The sequence below is a fragment of the Pseudoalteromonas sp. T1lg10 genome (genome assembly GCF_002964545.1).
Classification (GTDB): domain Bacteria; phylum Pseudomonadota; class Gammaproteobacteria; order Enterobacterales; family Alteromonadaceae; genus Pseudoalteromonas.
Genome location: NZ_PQBV01000004.1, coordinates 317,158 through 339,514 on the forward strand (window position 1 = coordinate 317,158; position 22,357 = coordinate 339,514).

20 protein-coding genes are annotated in these 22,357 nt (G+C 52.3%); 14 read left to right on the top strand and 6 right to left on the bottom strand.

Annotated features, from left to right (window positions below):
- Positions 1-87: 87 nt before the first annotated feature.
- The 4 genes from murI to C2M17_RS03830 all read left to right on the top strand — a co-directional run bounded on the left by murI (position 88) and on the right by C2M17_RS03830 (position 4,581).
- Positions 88-918, top strand: coding sequence for a glutamate racemase (gene murI, locus C2M17_RS03815; protein WP_199775990.1), 831 nt, complete (start codon positions 88-90; stop codon positions 916-918).
- A gap of 274 nt (positions 919-1,192) precedes the next feature.
- A complete protein-coding gene (gene pdsO / locus C2M17_RS03820; protein ID WP_105199537.1) occupies positions 1,193-1,909 on the top strand; it encodes a sortase-associated OmpA-like protein PdsO in 717 nt (238 codons plus the stop codon).
- A gap of 64 nt (positions 1,910-1,973) precedes the next feature.
- A complete protein-coding gene (locus tag C2M17_RS03825; protein ID WP_325050658.1) occupies positions 1,974-3,971 on the top strand; it encodes a marine proteobacterial sortase target protein in 1,998 nt (665 codons plus the stop codon).
- Positions 3,964-4,581 (top strand): class GN sortase, encoded by a 618-nt coding sequence (locus C2M17_RS03830; protein ID WP_105199539.1) that lies wholly within the window; start codon positions 3,964-3,966, stop codon positions 4,579-4,581. The genes C2M17_RS03825 and C2M17_RS03830 overlap by 8 nt, the downstream gene beginning before the upstream one ends.
- Here the strand turns inward: C2M17_RS03830 and C2M17_RS03835 are convergent.
- Positions 4,485-5,429, bottom strand: a complete 945-nt coding sequence (locus tag C2M17_RS03835; RefSeq protein ID WP_105199540.1) for a DMT family transporter — start codon at positions 5,427-5,429, stop codon at positions 4,485-4,487. The genes C2M17_RS03830 and C2M17_RS03835 overlap by 97 nt on opposite strands.
- A 134-nt stretch (positions 5,430-5,563) precedes the next feature.
- On the opposite strand from C2M17_RS03835, the gene proB reads away from it, so the two are divergent.
- The 4 genes from proB to C2M17_RS03855 all read left to right on the top strand — a co-directional run bounded on the left by proB (position 5,564) and on the right by C2M17_RS03855 (position 9,852).
- Entirely contained in the window at positions 5,564-6,655 is a 1,092-nt protein-coding gene (proB, locus tag C2M17_RS03840; RefSeq protein WP_442792595.1) for a glutamate 5-kinase, read from the top strand.
- A gap of 359 nt (positions 6,656-7,014) precedes the next feature.
- The gene (locus tag C2M17_RS03845) at positions 7,015-7,374 is read left to right on the top strand and encodes a glutaredoxin family protein (protein WP_105199542.1); all 360 of its coding nucleotides are present in this window, start codon (positions 7,015-7,017) and stop codon (positions 7,372-7,374) included.
- Positions 7,375-7,515: 141 nt separating this feature from the next.
- Positions 7,516-9,006, top strand: a complete 1,491-nt coding sequence (gene gltX, locus C2M17_RS03850; RefSeq protein ID WP_105199543.1) for a glutamate--tRNA ligase — start codon at positions 7,516-7,518, stop codon at positions 9,004-9,006.
- Positions 9,007-9,150: 144 nt separating this feature from the next.
- Positions 9,151-9,852 (top strand): DUF3581 family protein, encoded by a 702-nt coding sequence (locus C2M17_RS03855; RefSeq protein WP_105199544.1) that lies wholly within the window; start codon positions 9,151-9,153, stop codon positions 9,850-9,852.
- Positions 9,853-10,428: 576 nt separating this feature from the next.
- Here the strand turns inward: C2M17_RS03855 and C2M17_RS03860 are convergent.
- From C2M17_RS03860 to waaA, 3 genes are all read right to left on the bottom strand, one after another.
- A complete protein-coding gene (locus C2M17_RS03860; protein WP_105199545.1) occupies positions 10,429-11,082 on the bottom strand; it encodes a uracil-DNA glycosylase family protein in 654 nt (217 codons plus the stop codon).
- Between the two features lie 678 nt (positions 11,083-11,760).
- Positions 11,761-12,309: a DUF1415 domain-containing protein gene (locus C2M17_RS03865; protein ID WP_105199546.1), complete on the bottom strand. Its 549-nt coding sequence runs from the start codon at positions 12,307-12,309 to the stop codon at positions 11,761-11,763.
- Entirely contained in the window at positions 12,302-13,576 is a 1,275-nt protein-coding gene (waaA, locus tag C2M17_RS03870) for a lipid IV(A) 3-deoxy-D-manno-octulosonic acid transferase (RefSeq protein WP_267894402.1), read from the bottom strand. Before waaA ends, C2M17_RS03865 begins: the two co-directional genes overlap by 8 nt.
- Before the next feature lie 134 nt (positions 13,577-13,710).
- Here waaA and C2M17_RS03875 point away from each other — a divergent pair, with 134 nt between their 5' ends.
- A complete protein-coding gene (locus C2M17_RS03875; protein ID WP_105199548.1) occupies positions 13,711-15,138 on the top strand; it encodes a capsule assembly Wzi family protein in 1,428 nt (475 codons plus the stop codon).
- Between the two features lie 23 nt (positions 15,139-15,161).
- On the opposite strand, the gene C2M17_RS03880 is transcribed toward C2M17_RS03875, so the two are convergent.
- A complete protein-coding gene (locus C2M17_RS03880; protein WP_105199549.1) occupies positions 15,162-16,247 on the bottom strand; it encodes a glycosyltransferase family 9 protein in 1,086 nt (361 codons plus the stop codon).
- Between the two features lie 238 nt (positions 16,248-16,485).
- Between C2M17_RS03880 and C2M17_RS03885 the strand changes: the two genes are divergently transcribed.
- Both C2M17_RS03885 and hldE read left to right on the top strand, forming a co-directional pair.
- Positions 16,486-17,070 carry a D-sedoheptulose-7-phosphate isomerase gene (locus tag C2M17_RS03885; protein ID WP_105199550.1) on the top strand — a complete coding sequence of 195 codons (585 nt, stop codon included), beginning with the start codon at positions 16,486-16,488 and terminating at the stop codon, positions 17,068-17,070.
- Between the two features lie 2 nt (positions 17,071-17,072).
- Complete coding sequence (gene hldE, locus C2M17_RS03890) at positions 17,073-18,512, top strand: bifunctional D-glycero-beta-D-manno-heptose-7-phosphate kinase/D-glycero-beta-D-manno-heptose 1-phosphate adenylyltransferase HldE (RefSeq protein WP_105199551.1); 1,440 nt, start codon at positions 17,073-17,075, stop codon at positions 18,510-18,512.
- A gap of 29 nt (positions 18,513-18,541) precedes the next feature.
- On the opposite strand, the gene C2M17_RS03895 is transcribed toward hldE, so the two are convergent.
- Positions 18,542-19,264, bottom strand: coding sequence for a 3-deoxy-D-manno-octulosonic acid kinase (locus C2M17_RS03895; protein WP_105199760.1), 723 nt, complete (start codon positions 19,262-19,264; stop codon positions 18,542-18,544).
- Between the two features lie 76 nt (positions 19,265-19,340).
- On the opposite strand from C2M17_RS03895, the gene C2M17_RS03900 reads away from it, so the two are divergent.
- The 3 genes from C2M17_RS03900 (at position 19,341) to C2M17_RS03910 (ending at position 22,348) form a co-directional block, all read left to right on the top strand.
- On the top strand, positions 19,341-20,441 hold the full coding sequence (locus C2M17_RS03900) for a glycosyltransferase family 9 protein (protein ID WP_105199552.1): 1,101 nt from the start codon (positions 19,341-19,343) through the stop codon (positions 20,439-20,441).
- Positions 20,438-20,989, top strand: a complete 552-nt coding sequence (gene gmhB / locus C2M17_RS03905) for a D-glycero-beta-D-manno-heptose 1,7-bisphosphate 7-phosphatase (RefSeq protein WP_105199553.1) — start codon at positions 20,438-20,440, stop codon at positions 20,987-20,989. Before C2M17_RS03900 ends, gmhB begins: the two co-directional genes overlap by 4 nt.
- 162 nt (positions 20,990-21,151) lie before the next feature.
- The gene (locus C2M17_RS03910) at positions 21,152-22,348 is read left to right on the top strand and encodes a glycine C-acetyltransferase (RefSeq protein WP_105199554.1); all 1,197 of its coding nucleotides are present in this window, start codon (positions 21,152-21,154) and stop codon (positions 22,346-22,348) included.
- Positions 22,349-22,357 lie beyond the last annotated feature (9 nt).

The window sequence follows — 22,357 nt, forward strand, 5'->3', positions numbered from 1 at the left end:
TGCCGTGATTGGACTTGGCTTTGACCGTCAAAGGCCCTAAAATTTGCCATCCAAAGGTTTACCCTCCAGATAATGCGTAACTCGTCCATGAATAAGCAAGCGATAGGTATTTTTGACTCCGGCGTCGGCGGCCTTGCCGTGGCCCAGGCGGTGCATCAATTGCTGCCGAGCGAAGACCTGCTTTATATCGCCGACTCTGGCTTTATGCCCTATGGCAGTAAAACGCAGGACGAAATACGCGGGCGCTGCCATGCCATAGTCGACTATATGGCGACCCAGGGCGCCAAGGCGGTGGTGGTGGCCTGTAATACCGCCACCATGGCGGCCATTGGCTCACTGCGGGCGCATTACTCCTTACCTATAGTTGGCGTCGAGCCCGGCGTGAAACCCGCATTGCAGCAAAGCAAAAGTGGCGTTATTGGCGTGCTGGCCACCCCCAGTACCATAGCGTCGCAGAGCTTTCAGCGCCTGTGCCGGCAACAGGCCGAAGACCTGGGGCGCATTGTTTTTCAACCTTGTCCCGAATTGGCGGCGACCATAGAAGCCCTGCACCTCGACGGTGATCACACGGAGGCACTATTGCGCCGTTATTGTGAGCCTCTACTGAGCCAGGGGGTGGATGTGCTGGTCTTGGGCTGCACTCATTACGCCTTTATTGCCCCCTTGCTAAGACGCATCCTGCCCAAAGGTGTCAGCCTGATCACCACCGAGCAGGCGGTGGCCTTGCAATTGCAGCGCCGTTTAACGCCAAGCTATCAGTTAGGAACGCAGTTAGGAACGGAGCCCAGCGCAACGCCGGGTCGAGTACGTTTGCTCACCAGTGGCGACAGTCAGCGCTTTAGCACCCAGTTGCAAGTGCTGTGGCCGGGTGTTTGCACCTTGTCGCTTGGTACTTTGGGCGAGGCTTTAGCCTTGTAGGTCGATGCTTTGCGTCGACAAATTTAACCAATGTTGCTCTTTTGTCGGGCTGAAAGCCCGACCTACAACTTCTTTCTATGCTTTAACTCCTTGTTTTAAAGCCTGTTAAGTTGGCGCTCAGGCTTGCCACTTTGTTGCCATAATTGCCCTCTGTTTTTCCATTTTTGCGCCCCTTTGTTGCCACTGTGCCTTGTTTTAATAACTACCAAGCAAGGCGAGGAAGCAACCACTTCTGTTCTTGCCCCAACCCATTAAGAATTGAAGGATGACGACGATGAAAAAACACATTTTAGTAACTGCATTAGTATCAACTTTGGTAGCGGCGCCAGCGATGGCAAAAGAGCAAAAAGAGCTGGCCACGGAAACCGCCTGGGGTCTGGGCGCCGGTGCCACGGTAGGGGCCATTGTTGGCGGCCCAATCGGTGCCTTTGCCGGAGCCTTTATCGGCGGCATTATCGGCGAAAAGGAAGCGGCGCACAGCACCATCAAGTCACAGCAAGTGCAGCTGAGCCAATACCAGGACACGGAGCAACAGTTGCACAGTACTTTGCAGCAAAACCGCGCGCTGACTGCGCAAATCAACGCCCTGGAAGATGAGCAAAATCGTTTAGAGCAAGCCCGTATCGACAACCTTTTAGCCATGACGGTGCAGTTTCGCTCCGGCTCGGCGCACATCGAACCCCACTTTGCCGAGCAGCTGGATCACCTTGCGCAGATCCTTAAGCGCAAGCCGGACTTAAACCTTAACCTTAATGGCTATGCCGATGTGCAAGGGGATGAGCAAGCGAATCTAGACCTGTCTCAGCGCCGTGCCGATGCGGTGCAGCAATACCTGGTAAAGCAAGGCGTGGCCGCCACTCAGCTGTTCGCCGAAGGGCGAGGTGAGCGGAAAATTGTCGCCAATGGTAACGAATATGAAACGAACTTCTTTGATCGTCGCGTAACCTTGACGGCCCGCGGTGCGCAGCAAAACCGCATGGCGAAAAACTAAGCCACCGCAACCCGAGGACCAAATTATGTTGAGTTGTCCTAACAAAGTGCTCACAGCCCTCGCTGTGAGCCTTTTATCCCTAATTTTCTTTACCCCCGCCAATGCCAGTGCCTTCTCCGACGGCCAGGCAAAACTGCAATTTAGCGATGTTCAAGGTGCGAATGTGGCGCCCGGCGTCCTTTTGAGTACCCGAGCGTCCATGCAGATCACCGGGCTGATCAACCAGGTGCAGGTGACCCAGGTGTTTGTGAACCGCCACCCCTTTGCAGTCAACGCCCAGTACCTGTTTCCACTGCCAAGCGAAAGCGCGGTGCATGCTATGACCATGAAGGTCGGCGAGCGCACCATAGTGGGTAAAATTGCCGAGAAGCAGCAGGCTGAGCGTCAATATCGCGCAGCTCAGCGCGCCGGTAAGCGGGCGGCCTTGGTAAAGCAGCAGCGCGCCAATATGTTTTCCTCGCGGGTTGCCAATCTTGGCCCGGGAGAGCGGGTGGAAATCACTCTGAGTTATCAGGAAATGATCCGTTTTCGCGATGCCGAGCTCAGCGTGCGCCTGCCGATGACCTTTACACCGCGCTATCATCCTCGTAGTTATGCCCTGGATGAATTACGAGCCACTGCAAACGCCACCAATAATGGCGGGCAGGGCTGGCTGGCGCCTAAATTTGTTGAGCAACTCGCGCAGCAGCAGGACTTTATCGACGGCTCGCGCGAGCCTTTGTTGCAATTGGATATAGAGATAGATTTTGGTTTGCAGCTGGAGCAGATCCGCACGCCTCACTACCAAGCTCAGGTGAGTAATCCGGACTTTGGCCGTTACCGGGTGCAATTACGTGACGATGCCATGAATCGCGATTTTGTGCTGCGTGCCAAGGTGTCGCCGAGTCAGCAGGCGCAGGCGGCCTTCTTTCGACAAACGGCGCAAAGCGGCGACTATGGACTGCTGATGCTGTTGCCGCCAAGCGACCAGTTTAGCGCCCAGCAGCGCCTGGCCCGTGAGCTTATCTTTGTGATCGACAGCTCCGGCTCCATGCACGGCAGCTCCATGGATGCGGCCAAGCAGGCTCTTTTCTATGCCCTTGATAACCTGGATGAAAACGACAGTTTTAACATTATCGACTTCGACAGCAGTGCGCGCTTATTCCGCCCTCAGGCGGTGGCGGCCAATGCCTTTAACCGCGCCGATGCCGAGCGTTTTGTCTATCAATTGCAGGCCGATGGCGGCACAGAAATGGCGCAGGCGCTGGACTTGGCCCTCGATGGCAAAACGCATCCAAGCTATGTGCGTCAGGTGGTATTTTTAACCGACGGCAGCGTCGGCAACGAGCAAGCCCTGTTTGAGATGGTGCAGGGTCAACTTGGCGATAATCGGCTGTTTACCGTTGGCATAGGCAGTGCCCCCAATGGCTACTTTATGCGCCGTGCCGCCCATGTTGGCCGCGGCAGCTATACCTTTATCAGCGATGGCAGCGAGGTAAAAACCCAGATGCAGAGCCTGTTTGAGCGGCTGCAAAACCCGGCTCTGCGTGATGTACGCCTAAGTGCGGCGCGCGCTAAGGAATTGTCCTATTGGCCGCAGCCGCTACCGGATCTCTACTTTGGTGAGCCGCTGATGGTGGCGATCAAGCTGGCACCACAGCAACAGGATATTTATATCGACGCCAACACCCAGCATGGACCGCTGCGCTTAACCATGCCCATGCATGAGGTCGGTCAAACCTACCCGCACAGCGAAGCCATTGCCCGCTTGTGGGCGCGTCAGCAAATTGCCTCGCTGTTGCTTTATAACCCGGCCGAAGCGGTGCGTCCGAAGGTGCTGGATTTGGCCCTCAAACACCAGTTGCTCAGCCCCTTTACCGCCTTTATTGCCGTCGAAGAGGTGGCCACATCGACCGTGGCACAGCATAAGGAGCAGGTGGCCAATAACGTCGCCAGCGGCCAGCGGGTGCAACGCTTTGCGCAAACCGACGGGCAATCCCAGTGGCACTTATTCTTGGGCGTATTCTTGATGTTAAGCACGGCCGCCTGGTTGAGACGAGAGCGGAGACAGGCTCATGGCTAAGGGAAAGCGAGTAGCGGCCCGGGCAAGTTATTGGCGCTACGGCGCCATTGCCCTGTTTGCGTTGGGGGCAAGCTTTTTTGCTCAGGGCGCCTACATGCAGAGCAAGGCCTGGTTGGCGCAATGGTTGATTGAGCGGGCCTGGCAGCAAAGCCTGGCAGCGCCCGGAGCCAATATTCCGCCCTGGTATTATGCCGACACCCATGTGGTGGCTAAGTTGACTGTGCCCCATTTGGCGCTGGAGCGTTTTGTGCTGGCCGGCAGCAGCGGCCGTAATCTCGCGTTTGCACCAACTCATGATGAGGCCTTTGGCCCGCTTGGAGGTGAGGGCGCCAGTGTGATTGCCGCCCATAACGACACTCACTTCGCGTTTTTACGCCATGTGCAGGTGGGCGATGAATTAAGCCTGACGCTGCGCGATGGTCGCACCCTGAGTTATCGCATCGCCAGCAAACAGGTGGTGCATCAAAGCGATACTCAGGCCGCCGCAGCCAGCGGCCTGCATCTGGTGACCTGTTATCCCTTTAACTCGCCGGTAGCCGGGACCGAGTTGCGTTTGCTGGTATCGGCCTCGCTGATATCCTCTTCGTCGAGGTCGACCACCAATGCCTGATGGCGCTGGCTTATCATCACCCCGATAAAAACTACGGCTATGCTGAGCCATTGCCACAGGGTCAGGATCTCGCTCAGCACTATGGCCGACAGCAGCAGGGTGAAGATGGGGATAAGGTTTGAGTAGGCCGCCGCGGTCAGCACGGATACCTTGCTGATGGCATAGTTATACATGCCGTAGCCGCCCAGGGTAACAAAGGTGCCCAGGTAAAGAATATGGGCAAAGGCCACCGGGTCGTGTTGCTGCGGCATTTCCACAAAGAGTAAAAAGGGCGCAAAGAAAATCGAGCCGGCCAGACCCTGCAAGGCAATAAGCGTAAGCGGCGCATAGCGGCTGCACAGGCGTTTTACGCTCACGGTGTAAAAGGCGGCGCAGACCATGGCCAGGAATTCCAGGGTGTTACCCAACAAGGGGTTAGGCGCCTGCTCTGAGCTTGGCGAGACCATAGTCAGCAGCACACTGCCGCCAATGCACAGGGTAAAGCCGACGATAATGGCGCGGCTAATGTGCTCTTTGAGCATAAAAAAGGCCAAGAATGCGACGATCAGCGGTAAACAGGAGACTATCACTCCAGCCTGAGACGCCGAGGTATATTCCATGGCGTGGCCCTCGAATAAAAAGTATAAACAGGGCTCGGCCAGACTCATGCCCAGCAGGTATTTCCAGTCACCACTTTGGTATTCAAAGCGTTTTACAAAACGCCATAAACACAGACACACCGCCAGGGTGGTGAGCATGCGCAAAAAAATCACCACAGTCGGGTCATAAACTCCCACCGCATACTTTAAAGAGATAAAAGAGCTTCCCCATAAAAAGGTGGCAATGATCAGGCAAAGGCTCGCTGGCATAAGAGATAACTAGTGTGGTGAAAATGTGCGGCGATGCTAGCATAGTTGAATTAATTTAACTTGTTTAATCGCCCAAGCATGGGGTAAAAATGAACTTCTTTTAATTATCAGCAGGGCTAAACACGGTGCAAACCATAGTGATCAAATTAGGCACCAGTGTGCTTACCAATAACGGCCAGGGACTGGACAGGGCGCACATGGTGGAGTTGGTGCGCCAATGCGTGCAGCTGCAAAAGGCCGGCAACCGTATCGTGCTGGTATCCAGCGGCGCCGTGGCCGCAGGGCGTGAATTACTGGGGCGCAGCGCCGGTAATGAAACCCTGGCACAAAAGCAGATGCTGGCGGCCATAGGCCAAAGCCAGTTAGTACACACCTGGCAAACCCTGTTTGCTCTTTATAATGTGCCGGTCGGGCAGTTGCTGTTAACCCGCGCCGATCTCGATGATCGTGAACGCTATCTCAATGCCCGCGATACCTTAATGGCGTTGTTAAAAGAGGGCGCGGTGCCCATTATCAATGAAAACGATGCGGTGGCGACGGCGCAGATCAAGGTGGGCGATAACGACAATCTTTCGGCCCGCGTGGCGGTATTGGCGGATGCCGATAAACTCTTGCTGCTCACCGATCAACCCGGGCTTTTTAGCGCCGATCCGCGCACCAACCCGGATGCCGAGTTGATCCCGGAAATTCGTCATATCGATGACTCCATTAAGGCATTGGCCGGTGGCAGTGGTACGGCGGTGGGCACCGGCGGCATGGCCACCAAGATAGAGGCGGCGAGCATTGCCCGCCATGCCGGGGTCGATGTGATCATCAGTGCCGGTCACGGCGAGGACGTGATCAGCAACTGTTTAACTCAGCAGCTGGGCACCCGCTTTGTCAGCTTGACGGCACCTAAAGACACCCGCAAACGTTGGCTGTTGGCCGGCCCCATCAGCAAGGCAGCCATTTATGTGGATGATGGCGCGGCGAAGGCGCTCAGACAACAAGGCGCCAGTTTGCTGATTGTTGGTATCGCTCGTTTTGCCGGCGAGTTTAGCCGCGGCGATCTGGTGCAGGTATTCGACAGTCAGGGCTGCAGTGTGGGTAAGGGTGTGGCCCGTTATCACAGTGAGGAGTTGCAGCAGCTGCTGGCGAACCCGGAGCTGTCTAAGGCGCAGGTACTGGGCTATGACAATGGCGCCATGCTGATCCACCGCGATGACTTTGTCAGTTTTCGGGATTAGCTTCTGTTAGTAGCTAGGGTCTGTTGACCGTTGTTGTTTGTTTCTGCAGCAGTTTGTAGTGAATTTATACAAGGCGGCACATGTGTGGTGTAGTTATTCTACATAAACATGTAACAACACAGTAGAAATGCGCTACAAACGCTGCCCTACGGGTTCATCTAAACGCATCCTGCTCTGTGTTACTCGCTATGAACATAGAATGCTATGCATCATAACGAGCGTCGTGATCAGAATGCGTTTAGATTGAACATAAAGTAAACCGCAAAGATAAACAGACCCTAGGGGAGCGTGCTTCCCTTGGCGCAATTTTAACCGCGTGATACACTCGCGCCTTTGATTTTGTCGTGATGAGAGTTGTTATGAAAGTCATTCGCTGGTTGTTAGGCCGCATTATTTTATTCTTTAATTTTGTCTTTACCCCGCGCAGCAAAAAGCGCGACCCGCAAGCGCAGCAGCAACTGGATACGCAGACCGCCAATATGGCACTGTATCAGTTCCATGCCTGTCCGTTTTGCGTAAAGGTGCGCCGCTCTATTAAGCGCAACGGCCTGAACATTGAAACCCGCGATGCCAAAGGCGACAACGCCTACCGTCAGGAGCTGGCGGAGCAGGGCGGCAAGGTGAAAGTACCTTGTTTGCGCATTGAAGAAGACGGTCAGGTGCAGTGGATGTACGAATCTTCGGATATCGTCGCCTATCTGGATAAGATCGCCGCTTAATTTCAAGGTTTACCTCTACCCTGGGTGCTGAAATTTCTCGCACTCAGGTGTCCTGTCGCTGCGTTTTCCTCTACGAAATTACCCGCCATTGTGCTAGCATTTGCAGCAAATTTTTAGTTGCTAATTGAAAGAGACGCTAGCATGACCCAGAGCACGACTGTTCGTACCCGTGTTGCCCCGTCACCGACCGGTGATCCGCACCTAGGCACTGCCTATATCGCCCTATTTAACTATTGTTTTGCCAAGCAGCAAGGCGGTGAGTTTGTTTTACGTATCGAAGATACGGATCAGGTGCGCAGTACACCGGAGTCGGAACAAGCCATTATGGACAGCCTGCAGTGGCTTGGTTTGCAGTGGGATCATGGTCCGGATGTGGGCGGCGAGTTCGGCCCCTATCGTCAGTCTGAGCGCTCTGATCTATATAAAAAATACGCGCACCAGCTGGTTGAAGACGGCAAGGCGTTTTACTGTTTCGCCACCGCCGAAGAGCTGGACGAAATGCGTGAGCAGCAAATGGCCGAGGGCCTGCGTCCTAAATACGATGGCCGTGGCTTGTTGCTAAGCGACGACGAAGTGAAGGCAAACCTGGAAGCGGGCAAACCCTACGTTATCCGTATGAAGATCCCTGCCGAAGGCAGCTTTAAATTTGACGACTACCTGCGCGGTGAGATTGAGATCCCGTGGGAAAACGTTGATATGCAGGTGCTGCTGAAGCAAGACGGCTTCCCGACTTACTTCCTAGCCAATGTGGTGGACGACCACCATATGCAGATCAGCCACATCTTCCGTGGTGAAGAGTGGATCAACTCGGCGCCAAAACTGCTTAAGCTATACGAAGACTTCGGCTGGCAAGCGCCGGTACTGGGTCACTTGCCGCTGCTGCGTAACCCGGATAAGTCTAAGTTGTCTAAGCGTAAGAACCCGACCTCTATCAACTACTACAAAGAAATGGGCTTCTTGCCGGAAGCTGTGCTTAACTACCTGGGCCGCATGGGTTGGTCGATGCCGGACGAGCGTGAAAAGTTCACCCTGGCGGAGATGATCGAGCACTTCGATATGAAGCGCGTTTCTTTGGGCGGCCCGGTATTCGATATCGAGAAGCTGAAATGGCTGAATGGTACCTGGTTACGTGAAGACTTCAGCGACGAGCAACTAATTCAGCGCTTCGTTGACTGGAAATACAATGGCGACATGCTGCGCCGCATTTTGCCGGAAGCGAAAGCCCGTATCGATACGCTTTCTGATCTGGTTGACCTGGCCGGGCACTTTGTTGCCGGTATGCCGCACTATGATCCGGCGCTGTTAACCGACGGCAAGGTAGAGGAAGGTGTGGTGCGTCAGGCATTGCAATTCTTTATCTGGGAGTTGGAAACGCTGCGCCATTGGGAAAAACCAGAAATCTTCGCTATTGCTAAAAAGGTTGCTACCTTCCACGAGCTGAAGATTAAAGACTTCCTAGAGCCTATTTTCGTGGCAATTACCGGCAAGAAGTCGTCAACTTCCGTGCTAGATGCTATGGAGATCCTGGGCTCGGATATGTCCCGTGCTCGCCTTCGTTTGGCTTTAGAGCACCTTGGTGTGTCGAAAAAGCAGGCGAAAGCGCTGGAAAAAGCCTACCGCGACTTTAACTAAGCCGAAAACTAATAAAAAAGGCTGCCTTGCTCCGCAAAGCGGCCTTTTTTGTGCCTTTTTAAAGGAAAAAGCAACAGATACGACCTCTCAGTGCGTAAATTTTGTTACACTGCCGCAGTTTTTTTGTACTCAAGTAGAGCAGCTATGTTAGAGCAGTATTATCAAGATTTTGGCACCCACGTGTGTATTACCCGTGAACAGGGCAGTCGTTTTGCCAAAGCCGTGGCCGATGATTTCAATCCACTTCACGATGTTGAAGCGAAAAAATTCTGTGTGCCAGGGGATCTGCTGTTTTCAGTGGTGCTTGATAAGTACGGAATTAATGAGCAGATGCGCTTCACCTTCGCCAACATGGTGGATGAAGGCGTTAAACTGGGCATGCCAGAGGGCAGCGACCAGTTCGATATTAAAGATGGCGAAAAATGCTATTTGAGCGTGGCTCGTGAAGGCGCTAACAGTGCCTGTAAGACCCTGACCAACGCGCTGATCAAGAACTATGTGGAATTCTCGGGTAAGGCCTTCCCACACGTGGTGATCCCGCTGATGGGTAAGCAAGGAGTAATGATTAACCCGGCGCGCCCGATGATCATCTATGAGTCCATGAGCATTCATATGGACACCCTTGATGCTCACGCTCCCGAGCTGCGCGAAGGAGAGCACGAGTTCAGCTATGAAGGCAAGCGCGGCAAGATCATCTTGCGCTTTGACCTGATTGAAAATGGCGAAGTAATTGGCCGTGGTGAGAAGCACATGCTGGTCTCGGGTATTCGCGAATACTGTCAGGATACCGTGGATGAGTTGATCCGTGGATATAACGAGAAGAAGGCAGCGCTGAAACCAGCGTAATTCGGGTCGGGGCGCCGACAGGGCGCTTTTGGTTCGTCGAGACGCCGACTAATGCGTTGTTAAAGGGCTGATGTTTATTCATCGGCCTTTTTTGTTTTTTTGGGGCGCCAACAAGCGCTTTTTTGTAGGTCGGTGCTTTGCGCCGACAAAGGGCAATAATGCTGCTTCAGGGATGAATTGCTTGTCGTTTCTCCACTACGTCCTTCAAATTAAGATCTTGTCGCGTTGACGACGGCAACCAAAGGGCGGTTTGCGCCAACCGCCCCTTGGAACCCCAAGGCGCCCGTGATTCGCTGATGCATACGAACTCAGCGTTTTGTTAGACGCTCCGTTTAGCTTCAAACGCGGTTTAACGAGGTGTCCTACCTCGGTAAACCTAACTGCGCATCCATGCTCCGTTGTCTCAAGCACACTCCACAACAAAATCTGATTTCTCCAGCGCGAATCTAAACGGGAAGATCGATACCTGTGAGTTTGGAGTATCTAAAAAGACTTACTTGACTTGGAAATGAAGGCTCTCTTTAAAGGCCTCAGATTTTAATGCTTGTTAGCTCTTTATGAAATTGACTAAGTCGTCTAAAATGAATAAAACCCTCTTCGCCATAAATAGCCAGGGTGGTATGTCCTTATTGTTTTTATAGGCAATTGAGGCGATGAAACTTTTGCTAACTGTCTATCTGAACGCTTACTAACTTTAGAGAAAGATACATCATTAAATATATTCGCAATATGCTTGTCATAATTTGGCCCCGATAAAAAGATGACTATGTCTGGTTTGTAGCGTTCAAGTTCTTTCCTAATTAGATTCTGCGTGATTTTTTGCCAGTCTAACACAGCCTTAGATGGAGCCCCAGCTTCCCCACATCGCCCAATTTTAATCACATTGTTCCATATAAAACCAACGCTTTTAGATTCGGTAGAGAACTCGTCTCTTAGGCGACTTTGTATTTTAGAAAAACCATTCCAAAATTGTCCGCCGTAACTAAAGCATTTTCCATTATTGAAAAAATTATCGTATACATTTAGCAAGTGAGGTAAGCCTCCTATGTGTGGAAATTGACATTCCCAATCGTTAGTTTCTTGCCCAAAGATCATTACCTTAATGTCTGCTTTAATGTAATTTTCACTAGCTTTCAAGCATAGTAAGTTGGTAGGGCTATCACAGGAAATTTGTTTCGTGAAGGTACTTTCAAGAAGGGTTAATACGCTTTGATAGTCTATAGGTTGCATGATGGTTCCTAGAAAGGTAGCAGATAAAAGGGGAAAGCTTTGTCATTAGTCTGCTCACAAGTTTCCCTACTTGTTTAATCCCCTATTGATAACAAATCACTCAAGTTTTTGCCAGCCTTGGCTTTTTGTCGTTTTGGCACTTTTGATTCAGCATAAGCAATTTCTATCTTTGAAACTCGGTGTATCAGCCTAATCCCCTTACATTGCATCCGAAATGGGGTGCGAGAAGAGTAATCGCCCGCGGGGCTGAAAGCGGAAATAAGAGAGTGAACAGTTTCACTCTCGCCGCTTGAAGGTGACGAGCTCTGTGAGGAGGGGGACTGCGGGCGAAAACATGCTCAGGAAATGGCTGAAAGCGGAAACAAGGGAGTGAATAATTTCACTCCCGCCGCTTGAAGGCGACGAGTTCTACGAGGAGGGGGACTGTCCTGTGCATGTTGGTTACGTTCATTTCTCGTAGCGCGTTGAGGAAATAATGCAATGTTGGGGTACGGGGGGATTTAAAAGTGTGTGCAAGTAATTCATCCTTGAAACAGGGTTCCTGTTCGTGACGAAGTTACGGCATCCATGCCTCCACCTCTGAGTGCTGCGAAGCGGTGCTTCGGTCACTCATCGCCCACCGCGACAAGATCTAAATTTGAAAACAGGTGTCGGCGCGAAGCACCGACCTACAAAATCTTACCGCACAGATTTGTGCCCACACTTCTCAAGTAGCGCTTGCCAAAAGTCCGCGCCTTTGCGGCGCGCCAAACGCATATTGTGCTCGGGGATGCTCTCTGGTTCGTCATAGTTGGCCAGGGCCTGTTCCATGCTTTCTTCGCGGATAATATGCAAGCAGGGAGCGGGGGCGCGGTTGGTGTAATTGGCGGCGTCGTCCTCATCGGCATCGGCGAACACATACTCGGGGTGAAAGTGGGCGAGTTGATAGGTGCCTTCAAAGCCCTGGGCGACTAACAGCGCATTGGCTAAATCGATCAAATCTAAGAACTGGTCGAAGTCGCTAAAGCCCTGGGTAAAGCATACCAAGGTGGTTTCTATTTCGGGGTGATTATCCAGCTCTCGGCATTGCTCTAAGGTGTCGAGCACCGCCTCTTCGAGCTCGGTGGCCTCGCTTAGATAATAGCGAATGGCGTTATTTTCCACTTCCTGGCGGGCAAAGGGGCAGAAGTTGTATTTGACTATGACCGAGCTCACCCATTGGCGCATGGCCGCTTCACATTTATGCATTGATTTGCTCCTCGATTAGCGCCAGGGTTTTGTTAATAGCGCCCTGATTTTGCTGAACGACCTTAAGGCCACTGGCACCCATCTCGGCACACTTTTGCGGCTCGCTAAACAGGCTGTTTAGGGTCTCGACTAGGTTGTGCTCATCAACCCAGAGGGCGCCGTCTTGGTCAATCAAGGCAGGATAAACATGGTTAAAGTTAAAGGTATGTAGGCCACTTAGCACTGGTATGCCATGGGCGCAGGCCTCGAGCGGATTATGGCCACCGCGCTCAATCAGGCTGCCACCAATAAAGGCGACATCGGCGGCGCCGTAGAGCATGCCGAGCTCCCCCAGGGTGTCGGCCAGCAGCACGGCCTCACCTTGATGTTCACCCTGGCTGCGACGGGAAAAGCTTATGCCTTGAGCAGTGAGTAACTCGGCGACCTTGTCGAATTGTTCTGGATGCCGTGGGGCGATAATCAGTAAGGCATCGGGGTAACTTTTTCTCACTTGCTCATGGGCAAAAAGTAACAATTCCGGCTCGCCCGGGTGCGTAGAGCCCGCTATCCAGATTGGCGCTTGTCCCAAGCTGGCCTTAAGCTGTTTGGCCTGCTCTGCTTGTTGTTCGCTGACGCCGATATCGAACTTGATTGAACCGGTCACCCCAAGCCTATCTTTATCCAAACCTAGGTTGATAAAGCGTTCGCCATCGGCCTGATGGTGGCAGGCAAGCCTGTCGATATCGCTCAAAATACTGCGCGTGAGCGGGGCAACCCGGGCATAGCCCTTGGCCGATTTGGCCGAGAGTCGGGCGTTGATAATCAAGGTCTTGAGTCCGTTTCGTTTTGCCTGATGCAACATATTTGGCCACAGCTCGGTTTCAATCACCGCCAGCAGGCGCGCCCCGGAGCGGCGAATAAAGCGGCGCTGTGACAGGGGTAAATCAAAGGGCAGGTAACAGACCTGCACTCGGGCGGCGGCAATGTCTTTGGCCAGCAATTGGTTTATTTGCTCGCGTCCGGTGGGGGTGTTGGTGGTCAGCACCAAGCGGTATTGATGTTTGTCGGCAAGCAACGCCTTGATTAATGGTAATGTGGCCAGTACTTCGCCCACCGAGGCGCAATGCAGGATGATGTCGCCGCTGGCCTTGGTAAAGCCAAAGCGTTCGCTAAAGTCTTGCCTGTAGCCCGGGTTTTTACGCCCGCGTAATACATACAGATAAAAGCAGGCCAAGGGCATAAGAATTAGCAGGATAAGGGAATATAAAAAGCGCGCAAACAAAAGAATAACTGGCCTGAAATTGCAAAGCCTTAGTGTAACCCGAGTTCTCCCCAGTGCCAAAACTTTACAATTTAACAGCTGAGTAATGGCCATGAATTTGATAGTATTTTCGCCATTATTTTAAGGCGCTAGGAAATCGCATGAAAGGACATAAGTTCGCCACCTCTGTGGCTGGTGCAGCTCTGCTATTGGCATTCAGTGGTGCGGCCGCGGCCAAACCTACGGCATATTTGCCAATCGGCTACGACGTAAATTTAGAGCAGCAATTGGATCGCATGTTTGTGCAAACCACAGGCACGCCCATGAGTAAGCCGTATCGCTTTAGCGATATAGATAAGGCCTTAGCCCAGCTAAAAGAGCAAAACCCGGCTCTATTTAGTTCCATCAATGCCAAGCTTATCCGTTATCGCGGCGAAGACAATATCACCCGTGCCGGTGTGACCTTGCGTTACGAGCACGACCAGACCACGCCTTTGGCCAATCAAAGGGGTTTAACCACGGACGAGTGGGGCCAGGTGATGTTCGAGGGCATTTGGCGCCCGAACGACTTGATGTTGATGCAAGTGGGCCTAGAGTTCCGCGCCGAAGCCGGCGACCTGGTGCCTTATAACACCTTTGTGGCTATTGCCGGTGAAGATCTGCAGCTTAATATTGGTTACAAGGAGCATTGGTTCTCACCATTTAAAACCAGTGCCCAGATGATCTCGACCAATGCCAAGGCCTCGCCTTCGATTTCCTTGGGCATGGTAGCGCCGGCACATAACTGGTGGAATTTTGATTTTGAGCTCTTTTACACCGAGCTGGAAGAGGTTAAAGAGGGTATCCGCTATCAGGGCGAGTGGCACGATGGTAAACCGCGTGTTGCCGGTACCCACATCAGTCTTGAGCCGGTAAGCGGTTGGAAACTGGGTTTTAACCGTATTATGCAATTCGGTGGTGGCCCTCGTGAGGTGGACTTTGGCGATGTGCTTGATGCCTTCTTCGACCCCGCCGGCAGCGATAACAGCTACAGCGAAGAAGAAAGAGAAACTGAACTGGGCGACCAATTGGCCTCGGTAACCTCGACCTTCTATTTCGATTGGGGAATGCCCACGGAAATCTATTTTGAGTACGGCGGTGAAGACACGCAAGGCGGCAGTAACTTTAGCCTGGGCAATCAGGTCACCTCCTTTGGTGCCTACCTGCCTCAGTTAACCTCGGATGTGGCCCTGCGTTACGAATACAACAAGTGGAAAACATCTTGGTATACCAATGGCTTGTATAAGTTTGGTAACACCAACGATGGCTTCGTGTTCGGTCATTATGCCGGCGACAGACGTATCTTTGGTGATGGTGTTCCTGCCGAAGTGCATGCCCTGGTGCTGGATTATCAGCAGGATATGGACTCTTTGTGGCAGCTTAAGCTGACCCTGCAGGATAATGATTCTGCCCAGTACAGCGGTGCTCAGGAGCTGCAGTTACTCAATAGCAGCATGATTGATGGGTATCGAGTGGAAACTCAGGTGACCTATGGCAACGACGTGTTTGACGAGAGCTACGGTCACGCCTCTGTCTCCCTGTACTGGTAAAAAACAGTACAGATAAGCAGACCTTAGGCCTTGGCGAGTAGCGCCAGGGCCTTATCGGTTACGGTTTGCGCGCTGATGCTGTCGACGCGCTTACCGCCCACCAAAATTTCTCCCGGCCCTAAGGGGCGCCATTGGTGTGCTTTGGCACGGATCAACGCCAGCGCCGGCACGTTTAAGCTGGCGGCCAGGTGCATGATCGCCGTTTCCACACTGATCACCAGACGAGCGCGGCTGATCATCGCCGGCAATTCATAAAAATGCTGTTTAGCGCTAAAGGTACTGATGTCGATGCCTTTAAGTTGCTCGTTGTCTTGCACTTCTTGCTGCAACTGCGCCAATTGCTCATTGGGGGCGTTGATCACAAAGCGCAATGTCGGCTGTTTTTGGTGCAAGTTGGTTATGCATTCAAACACTTGGGCCAATTGCCAATCGCGCTTTTCAGTGGTCGACAGATGATTGATAAACACGAAATTATTTAGCTCATCGCTTTGTTGCAACGCATCCAGATAAGGCTTGGGCACCTGCAGGTGTTGAAATGCCTGGTTTGGGGCGTCCATGGCAACCAGGGCGTGAAAGTGATGGCGGTAAAAATCGCTAATATGATCGAAACGGGTGCTTTTTCTGACCTTGATACCGGCATCGAGAGCAGCAATGGTCTCTTTGTGTTGCCAGCGTTGCAGGGCGCTCAGGGCGTAGGCGCCAACGGCACAGCGGTCACCGGCAATCAGGCGGGCATAATGGCAGAAACGTTCGCTGCGTGTGGTGGCGATAAAAAATACCAGATCATAATTGCGCTGCTGTGCATCTTGTATTTGCTGTTGACGCTGCTGCTCTGAGTCTGGATTGGGGTAGATATGGCCGATATGGGACTCGCTCTCTAACCATTGGCCGAGAATTTGATTGCGCCCGCCATGCCAGCTTTTTTGTTGCTCGCGGCAGTCATCAAACCAAATATCAATTTCTAAATGCGGATAGGTGGCGGCCAGCTGTTGTAAAAACACCCCTTGATAGACGTAATCACCCAGTGCCAAATGGCTCATATAGAGTATGCGCTTGGCATTTTTTAATTGGGTTGCGCCGATTAAGGGATTACTTCCGTGCTTAGTCACCTAATATTGCCTGATTTAGTTTAATGCCGGCTAATAATAACAAAGCCTAGGAGGCAATGGCAGTGCCCAATTGTGGCATTTAAGTTAACAGTTAAGCTTTATTAACTAAATTCCGCGTGTAGGCTCTGCCGAGTATGCTTGTCTATTACAGGCTGCGGCTGCCAATCTCAGACAAAAACGTGCAATTCTAAATACTCTTTGGAATAATGCCGTTAAAACTCATGAATGAGGATCGAAAATGGTCAATACCGACACCCTAGCGGCTACCTACCTGGATAGCCTTGCCCGCCATCGCGCACTTTTTGATGTTATGGATACCTATCAACAGCAAGCAACCGAATTACTGGCAGCCTGTCATCAGGCATTGCAAGCCGGTGGTAAGGTGGTTTGGTTTGGTAATGGTGGCAGCGCCGCCGATGCCCAGCATCTGGCCGCTGAATTTGTGGTGCGCTATAAAAAAGAGCGCGGCCCCTTGGCGTCGATAGCCCTGACCACGGATACCTCGATCCTCACCGCTCACTCTAACGACTATCATTTCGATACCGTTTTTGAACGTCAGGTGCAGGCTCTGTGTAAGCCAGAAGACTTGGTGATCGGCCTGACGACTTCGGGCACCAGTGCCAATATCAATCTGGCACTCAAAGCCGCCAATGAAATCGGTGCTTATACCGTGGCTTTAACCGGCCGTGACGGTGGTGAGGTAAAAAACATCGCTAAGCTGCCCATCATCATAGCCAACGATGAAACCGCCCGCATTCAAGAGGCGCATATGTTTATCGGCCACTGGCTGTGTGAAGCGCTTGATTTGCTGGTAGCGGAGTAAGCATGGATCTGGGATTACTTAAAAATCTAAATAAAGCCAAGGTGTTGGTGGTTGGCGATGTCATGCTTGACCGCTACTGGCACGGTGACTCCGGACGCATCTCACCTGAGGCGCCGGTACCTGTTGTTAAGATAAACCGCCTTGAAGACAAGGCCGGTGGTGCAGCCAACGTCGCCAAAAATATTGCCCGACTTGATGGCCAGGTGGCCTTACTGGGTCTGATCGGTGATGACGAAAGCGGACAAACCCTGCAGCGCATTTTGGCTCAGGAACATATCGACTCGCAGCTGGTGCAGGTAGTGGAGCTGCCGACCATAGCGAAAATGCGGGTGATCAGCCGTCATCAGCAGGTGGTGCGTCTGGATCAGGAAGAGCAATTCAATAAAGAACATTCACAATTGTTGCTACAGCGTCTTGAGCGCGTAGTGGACGACTACGACTTTGTACTTTTCTCCGACTACAACAAGGGGTCACTGACCCTGATTGAGGCCATGATCCGCGTTGCTAAGGATGCCGGCAAAACCGTGTTGGTTGACCCTAAATCGCCACAGCTAAGCCTGTATCGTGGTGCCGATTATATCACCCCAAACCTCAATGAATTTAGGCTAGCCGGCGGTGACAGCAGCGATGAGCAGGCATTGACCGCTAGTGCCCGTGCACTTATTCGCGAGGCCGGCATAGGTGCCATGTTGTTGACCCGCTCCGAGCAGGGCATGTCGCTGATCAGCGCCACCGAAAAGCACGACTTTGCCGCCCAGGTGCGTGAGGTCAGTGATGTTACCGGTGCCGGTGATACTGTGATCGCTACCCTGACCGTGATGCTAGGTGCCGGCATGGCGCCTGCGGATGCGGTGGAGCTGGCCAATATTGCCGCTGGTATTGCGGTAAGCAAACTCGGTGCCGCTACCGTTTCGCCGGAAGAGCTCAGCCGTAAGCTGGGACAATACCTGCGCGAAAATGGCGAGCATTATCAGGCGCCCTTTGAGTCCGTGTTGCAGCATATTGAATTTGCCAAGCAAAATGGTGAGAAAATCGTTTTCACTAACGGTTGTTTCGATATTCTTCATGCCGGCCATGTGCGTTATCTGGCCCAGGCTAAGGCCATGGGCGACCGCTTGGTAGTCGGGTTAAATACCGATGATTCCATTGCCCGCTTAAAGGGCCCGGAGCGTCCTATCAATCCGCTTGAAGAGCGTGCCATGGTGCTGAGTGCGTTAGCCTCGGTGGACTGGGTGATCCCCTTCGGTAAGGTGGAAGAAAATGATACCCCGGCCAAGCTGATTGAGCAGGTGAGCCCGGATATTCTCGTTAAAGGCGGGGATTACAAGGTGGAAGAGATAGCAGGTGCCGAGCATGTACTGCGTCACGGCGGTCAGGTTGAGGTGCTGGAGTTTCTAAACGGCTGCTCAACGTCCAACGTGATCAGCAAAATCCGCACTTAATTCGCCGTTTATCCTATCAGCAGGCCCTATCAGTAGGTAAGTGCTTGCTGATAGGCAGCCATTAAACACAGCCAGTCTTTTTCCTGCCAGTGAAAGGTGCTTTGTCGACCGGCTTCTTTGGCAAAACTGCGCGCTAATCTGGCCATATTCTGCTGCTGCCATTGTTCATCTGGCTGGCGTACCTCCCCCCTATCAAAATCAATGACATACACATTATCTTCGCCATCAAAGAGAATATTATTGATATTCAAATCGGCGTGATAGACCCCGGCGTTATGGAAGCGAGCCAAGGTTTGGCCTATGCGCTCTAAGGTGTGCTCGTTTAAGGAACCGGCTTGCAGGCGCTCACACAGACTTTGTGCCCCTTCTAAGGCGCGGGTAATGATGTCGCCGCGGTAAATCAGACCGGAGCGCTTAACCAGGGCGGCAATGGGCTCAACCACGGGCAGGCCTTGCTGATACAGGTCGCACATCAGGTCAAATTCGCGGTACACCCGGGTGTTCTTTATGCCGGTATAGAGGTACTGATCCTGCAAAACCTTACCTATCAGACCACCGCGCCAATAATGACGGAGCACGGCGCGTAAATCGCCCTCGGCAAAAAAGTAGGCGGTGGCACGTCCGGTTTTTTGTGCGTACACCTTATCCTCGGCCAACCAGTGTTCAGGAGAAAACCATAGTTCGGTGATCTCGCCAACATTGGCATTTGCGGTAAACAGGGTTTTGTTCGGGGCTAGGGGAGTCAGTTGCATAATAAACACATTGGCTGCAGGTGCTTGCCAGTGTAGCTTTTTTTGCCGCAACGATAAACTCACTATTGAACTTGCAATGCGCTGGCGTTGCTTTAACATTTGCTCAGACTTTTGCTTTAGGACGCTCGTTTTGCAACTCAATTCCGTGCAATCTATCTGTATTCTTCGTTTATCTGCCATCGGTGATGTTTGTCACGCGGTGGCCGCCGTACAAGCCATTCAACGGGTACATCCCCAAGCCAAAATCACCTGGGTGATAGGTAAGGTCGAGGCCATGTTGCTCGAGGGGGTGCCCGGCGTTGAATTTGTGGTGTTCGATAAAAAACAGGGGCGCCAAGCCTTTAAAACCCTGCGGGAGCAGCTTAACGGGCGAGAATTCGATGTGTTGCTAAATATGCAGGTGGCCTTTCGCGCCGGATTGGCGAGCCGCTGTATTCGCGCCAAGGTCAAAATCGGCTTCGATAAGGCGCGCTCAAAAGAATTGCATAGCTGGTTTATCAACCGTCGTATTGCCGCCAAAGAGCAGCCCCATGTATTAGAAGGCTTTATGCAGTTTGCCGAGCAACTGGGTGTGACCGACTTTACCCCTCATTGGCAAATGCCGCTCAGCGACACCGACAAGCAAAACGCCATGAAGCTGGTGGGCGACGATGGTGAACCCCTGCTGGTGATAAGCCCAGCAGCGAGTAAGGCCGAGCGCAACTGGTTGCCGGAGCGTTATGCCGCGGTGGCCGAGCATGCTATGGCACAGGGATTCCGTGTTGCCATTAGTGGCGGGCCCACGGCCATGGAGCAGCAGCTTGCCGATCAGATCATTGCCCATTGTCAGCAGCCGGTGCTCAACCTGGTGGGTAAAACCAGCCTAAAAGAATTAACCTGTGTGTTGGGCTTGGCGACCCTGGTGTTGGCACCGGATACCGGCCCGGCACACATGGCCGTGACTCAGGGTACGGCGGTGATCGGTCTTTACGCCCATTCCAACCCCAAACGCACCGGACCCTATTTGTATCAGGATTATGTGGTTGAGGTGTACAACCAGGCGGTGCAAGAGCAATACGGTAAGCCGGCCAGTGAGCTGCCCTGGGGCGTACGCGCCAAGGGTGAGCTGATGGACCGCATTGCCGTGGATGATGTGATTGCCATGTTCGATAAGTTAGTACGAGAGCACCGACTATGAGTAATAAAGCGGTATTTTTAGATAGGGATGGGGTGATCAATGTCGATCATGCCTATGTCCATAAGGCCGAAGACTTTGAATTTATCGATGGCGTGTTTGGCGCCTGTCTCGCATTTCAGAATATGGGCTATCGTTTAATCGTGGTCACTAATCAGTCGGGCATTGGTCGGGGTTATTACAGCGAGACACAATTTGCCGAGCTGAGCGACTGGATGAAGGCACAATTCGCCGAGCATGGTGTACAGCTTGATGCCATTTATTATTGCCCCCACCACCCAACCAAGGGTCAAGGCGACTACGGCGTTGACTGCGACTGTCGTAAACCCGAGCCCGGCATGTTGCAACAGGGCATAGAAGCCTTTGATTTAGACCCAGGCCAATGCATCATGGTTGGTGACAAACATGGTGATATGTTGGCGGCTAAAAGCTGCGGCGTAGGCACCAAGGTACTGGTGCGCAGCGGCCAGGAATTTGCCGAGCAGGCGTTGGCGGATGCCGATCTGGTCTGTGATTCCCTTGCCGAAGTACCCGCTCTGATAAAAGCTTAGATACAGCCTGGGTATTTATTCTCGTTCCATGCATGATTATAGGTGCCGTGATGAACGACAAACGATGCAATTGTGCCGCAAACCTTTTACAATACCCGCAAATATTTATTAACCGCTGAACCGACCTAGCCAAGGGAGTCGGTTCAAGTATTGGAGAAATTTATGAGAGCTTCTGCGTTTTATAGCCAGCTGCAAGCACAAATCGAGCAAGTGAAAGCCGATGGTCTGTACAAAAGTGAGCGTATTATCACCTCACAACAGCAAGCCGAAATTCAAGTAGCCAGTGGCGACAAGGTTATTAACTTCTGTGCTAACAACTACTTAGGTTTAGCTAACCACCCAGAACTAATTAAGGCAGCGCAGCAAGGTTTAAGCGACCACGGTTTTGGTGTGGCTTCTGTGCGCTTTATCTGTGGTACGCAGGACATTCATAAAACTCTTGAAGCGAAAATCAGCGAGTTTTTACAAACCGAAGACACGATTTTGTACTCTTCGTGTTTTGACGCCAATGCCGGCCTATTCGAAACCATTCTTGGTGCCGACGACGCTATTATCTCGGATTCATTAAACCACGCTTCTATCATCGACGGTGTGCGTCTGTGTAAAGCCAAGCGTTTCCGTTATGTCAATAACGATATGGCGGATCTCGAGCAACAATTGATCGCTGCCGACGAAGCGGGTGCTAAAACCAAGCTGATCGCCACCGATGGCGTGTTCTCAATGGACGGCGTGATCTGTAATCTTAAAGCCGTTTGTGACCTGGCCGACAAATACGATGCCTTGGTGATGGTGGATGACTCACACGCCGTTGGTTTTGTGGGTGAAAATGGCCGTGGTACGCCGGAATACTGTGGCGTAATGGACCGTGTTGATATTATCACGGGTACCCTGGGTAAGGCCCTGGGCGGCGCTTCGGGCGGCTATACTTCGGGTAAGAAAGAAATTGTTGAGTGGTTGCGTCAGCGTTCGCGTCCATACTTGTTCTCAAACTCTTTGGCACCGTCAATTGTGACCGCGTCAATCAAGGTATTAGACATGCTGGCCGACGGCAAAGAGCTGCGCGATACCTTGTGGTCAAACGCCGCTTACTTCCGTGAGCAAATGGAAGCCGCCGGCTTTACCTGTGCCGGTAAAGACCATGCCATTATTCCTGTGATGCTGGGCGACGCCAAGCTAGCCGGCGCCATGGCGGATAAACTATTGGCCGAAGGCATTTATGTCACTGGCTTCTCGTTCCCTGTGGTACCTAAAGGTCAGGCGCGTATTCGTACGCAAATCTCCGCTGCCCACACCAAAGAGCAGCTGGACAAAGCGATTGCGGCCTTTACCCGTATCGGTAAAGAGTTGGGCGTTATTTAAGGAGCGCGT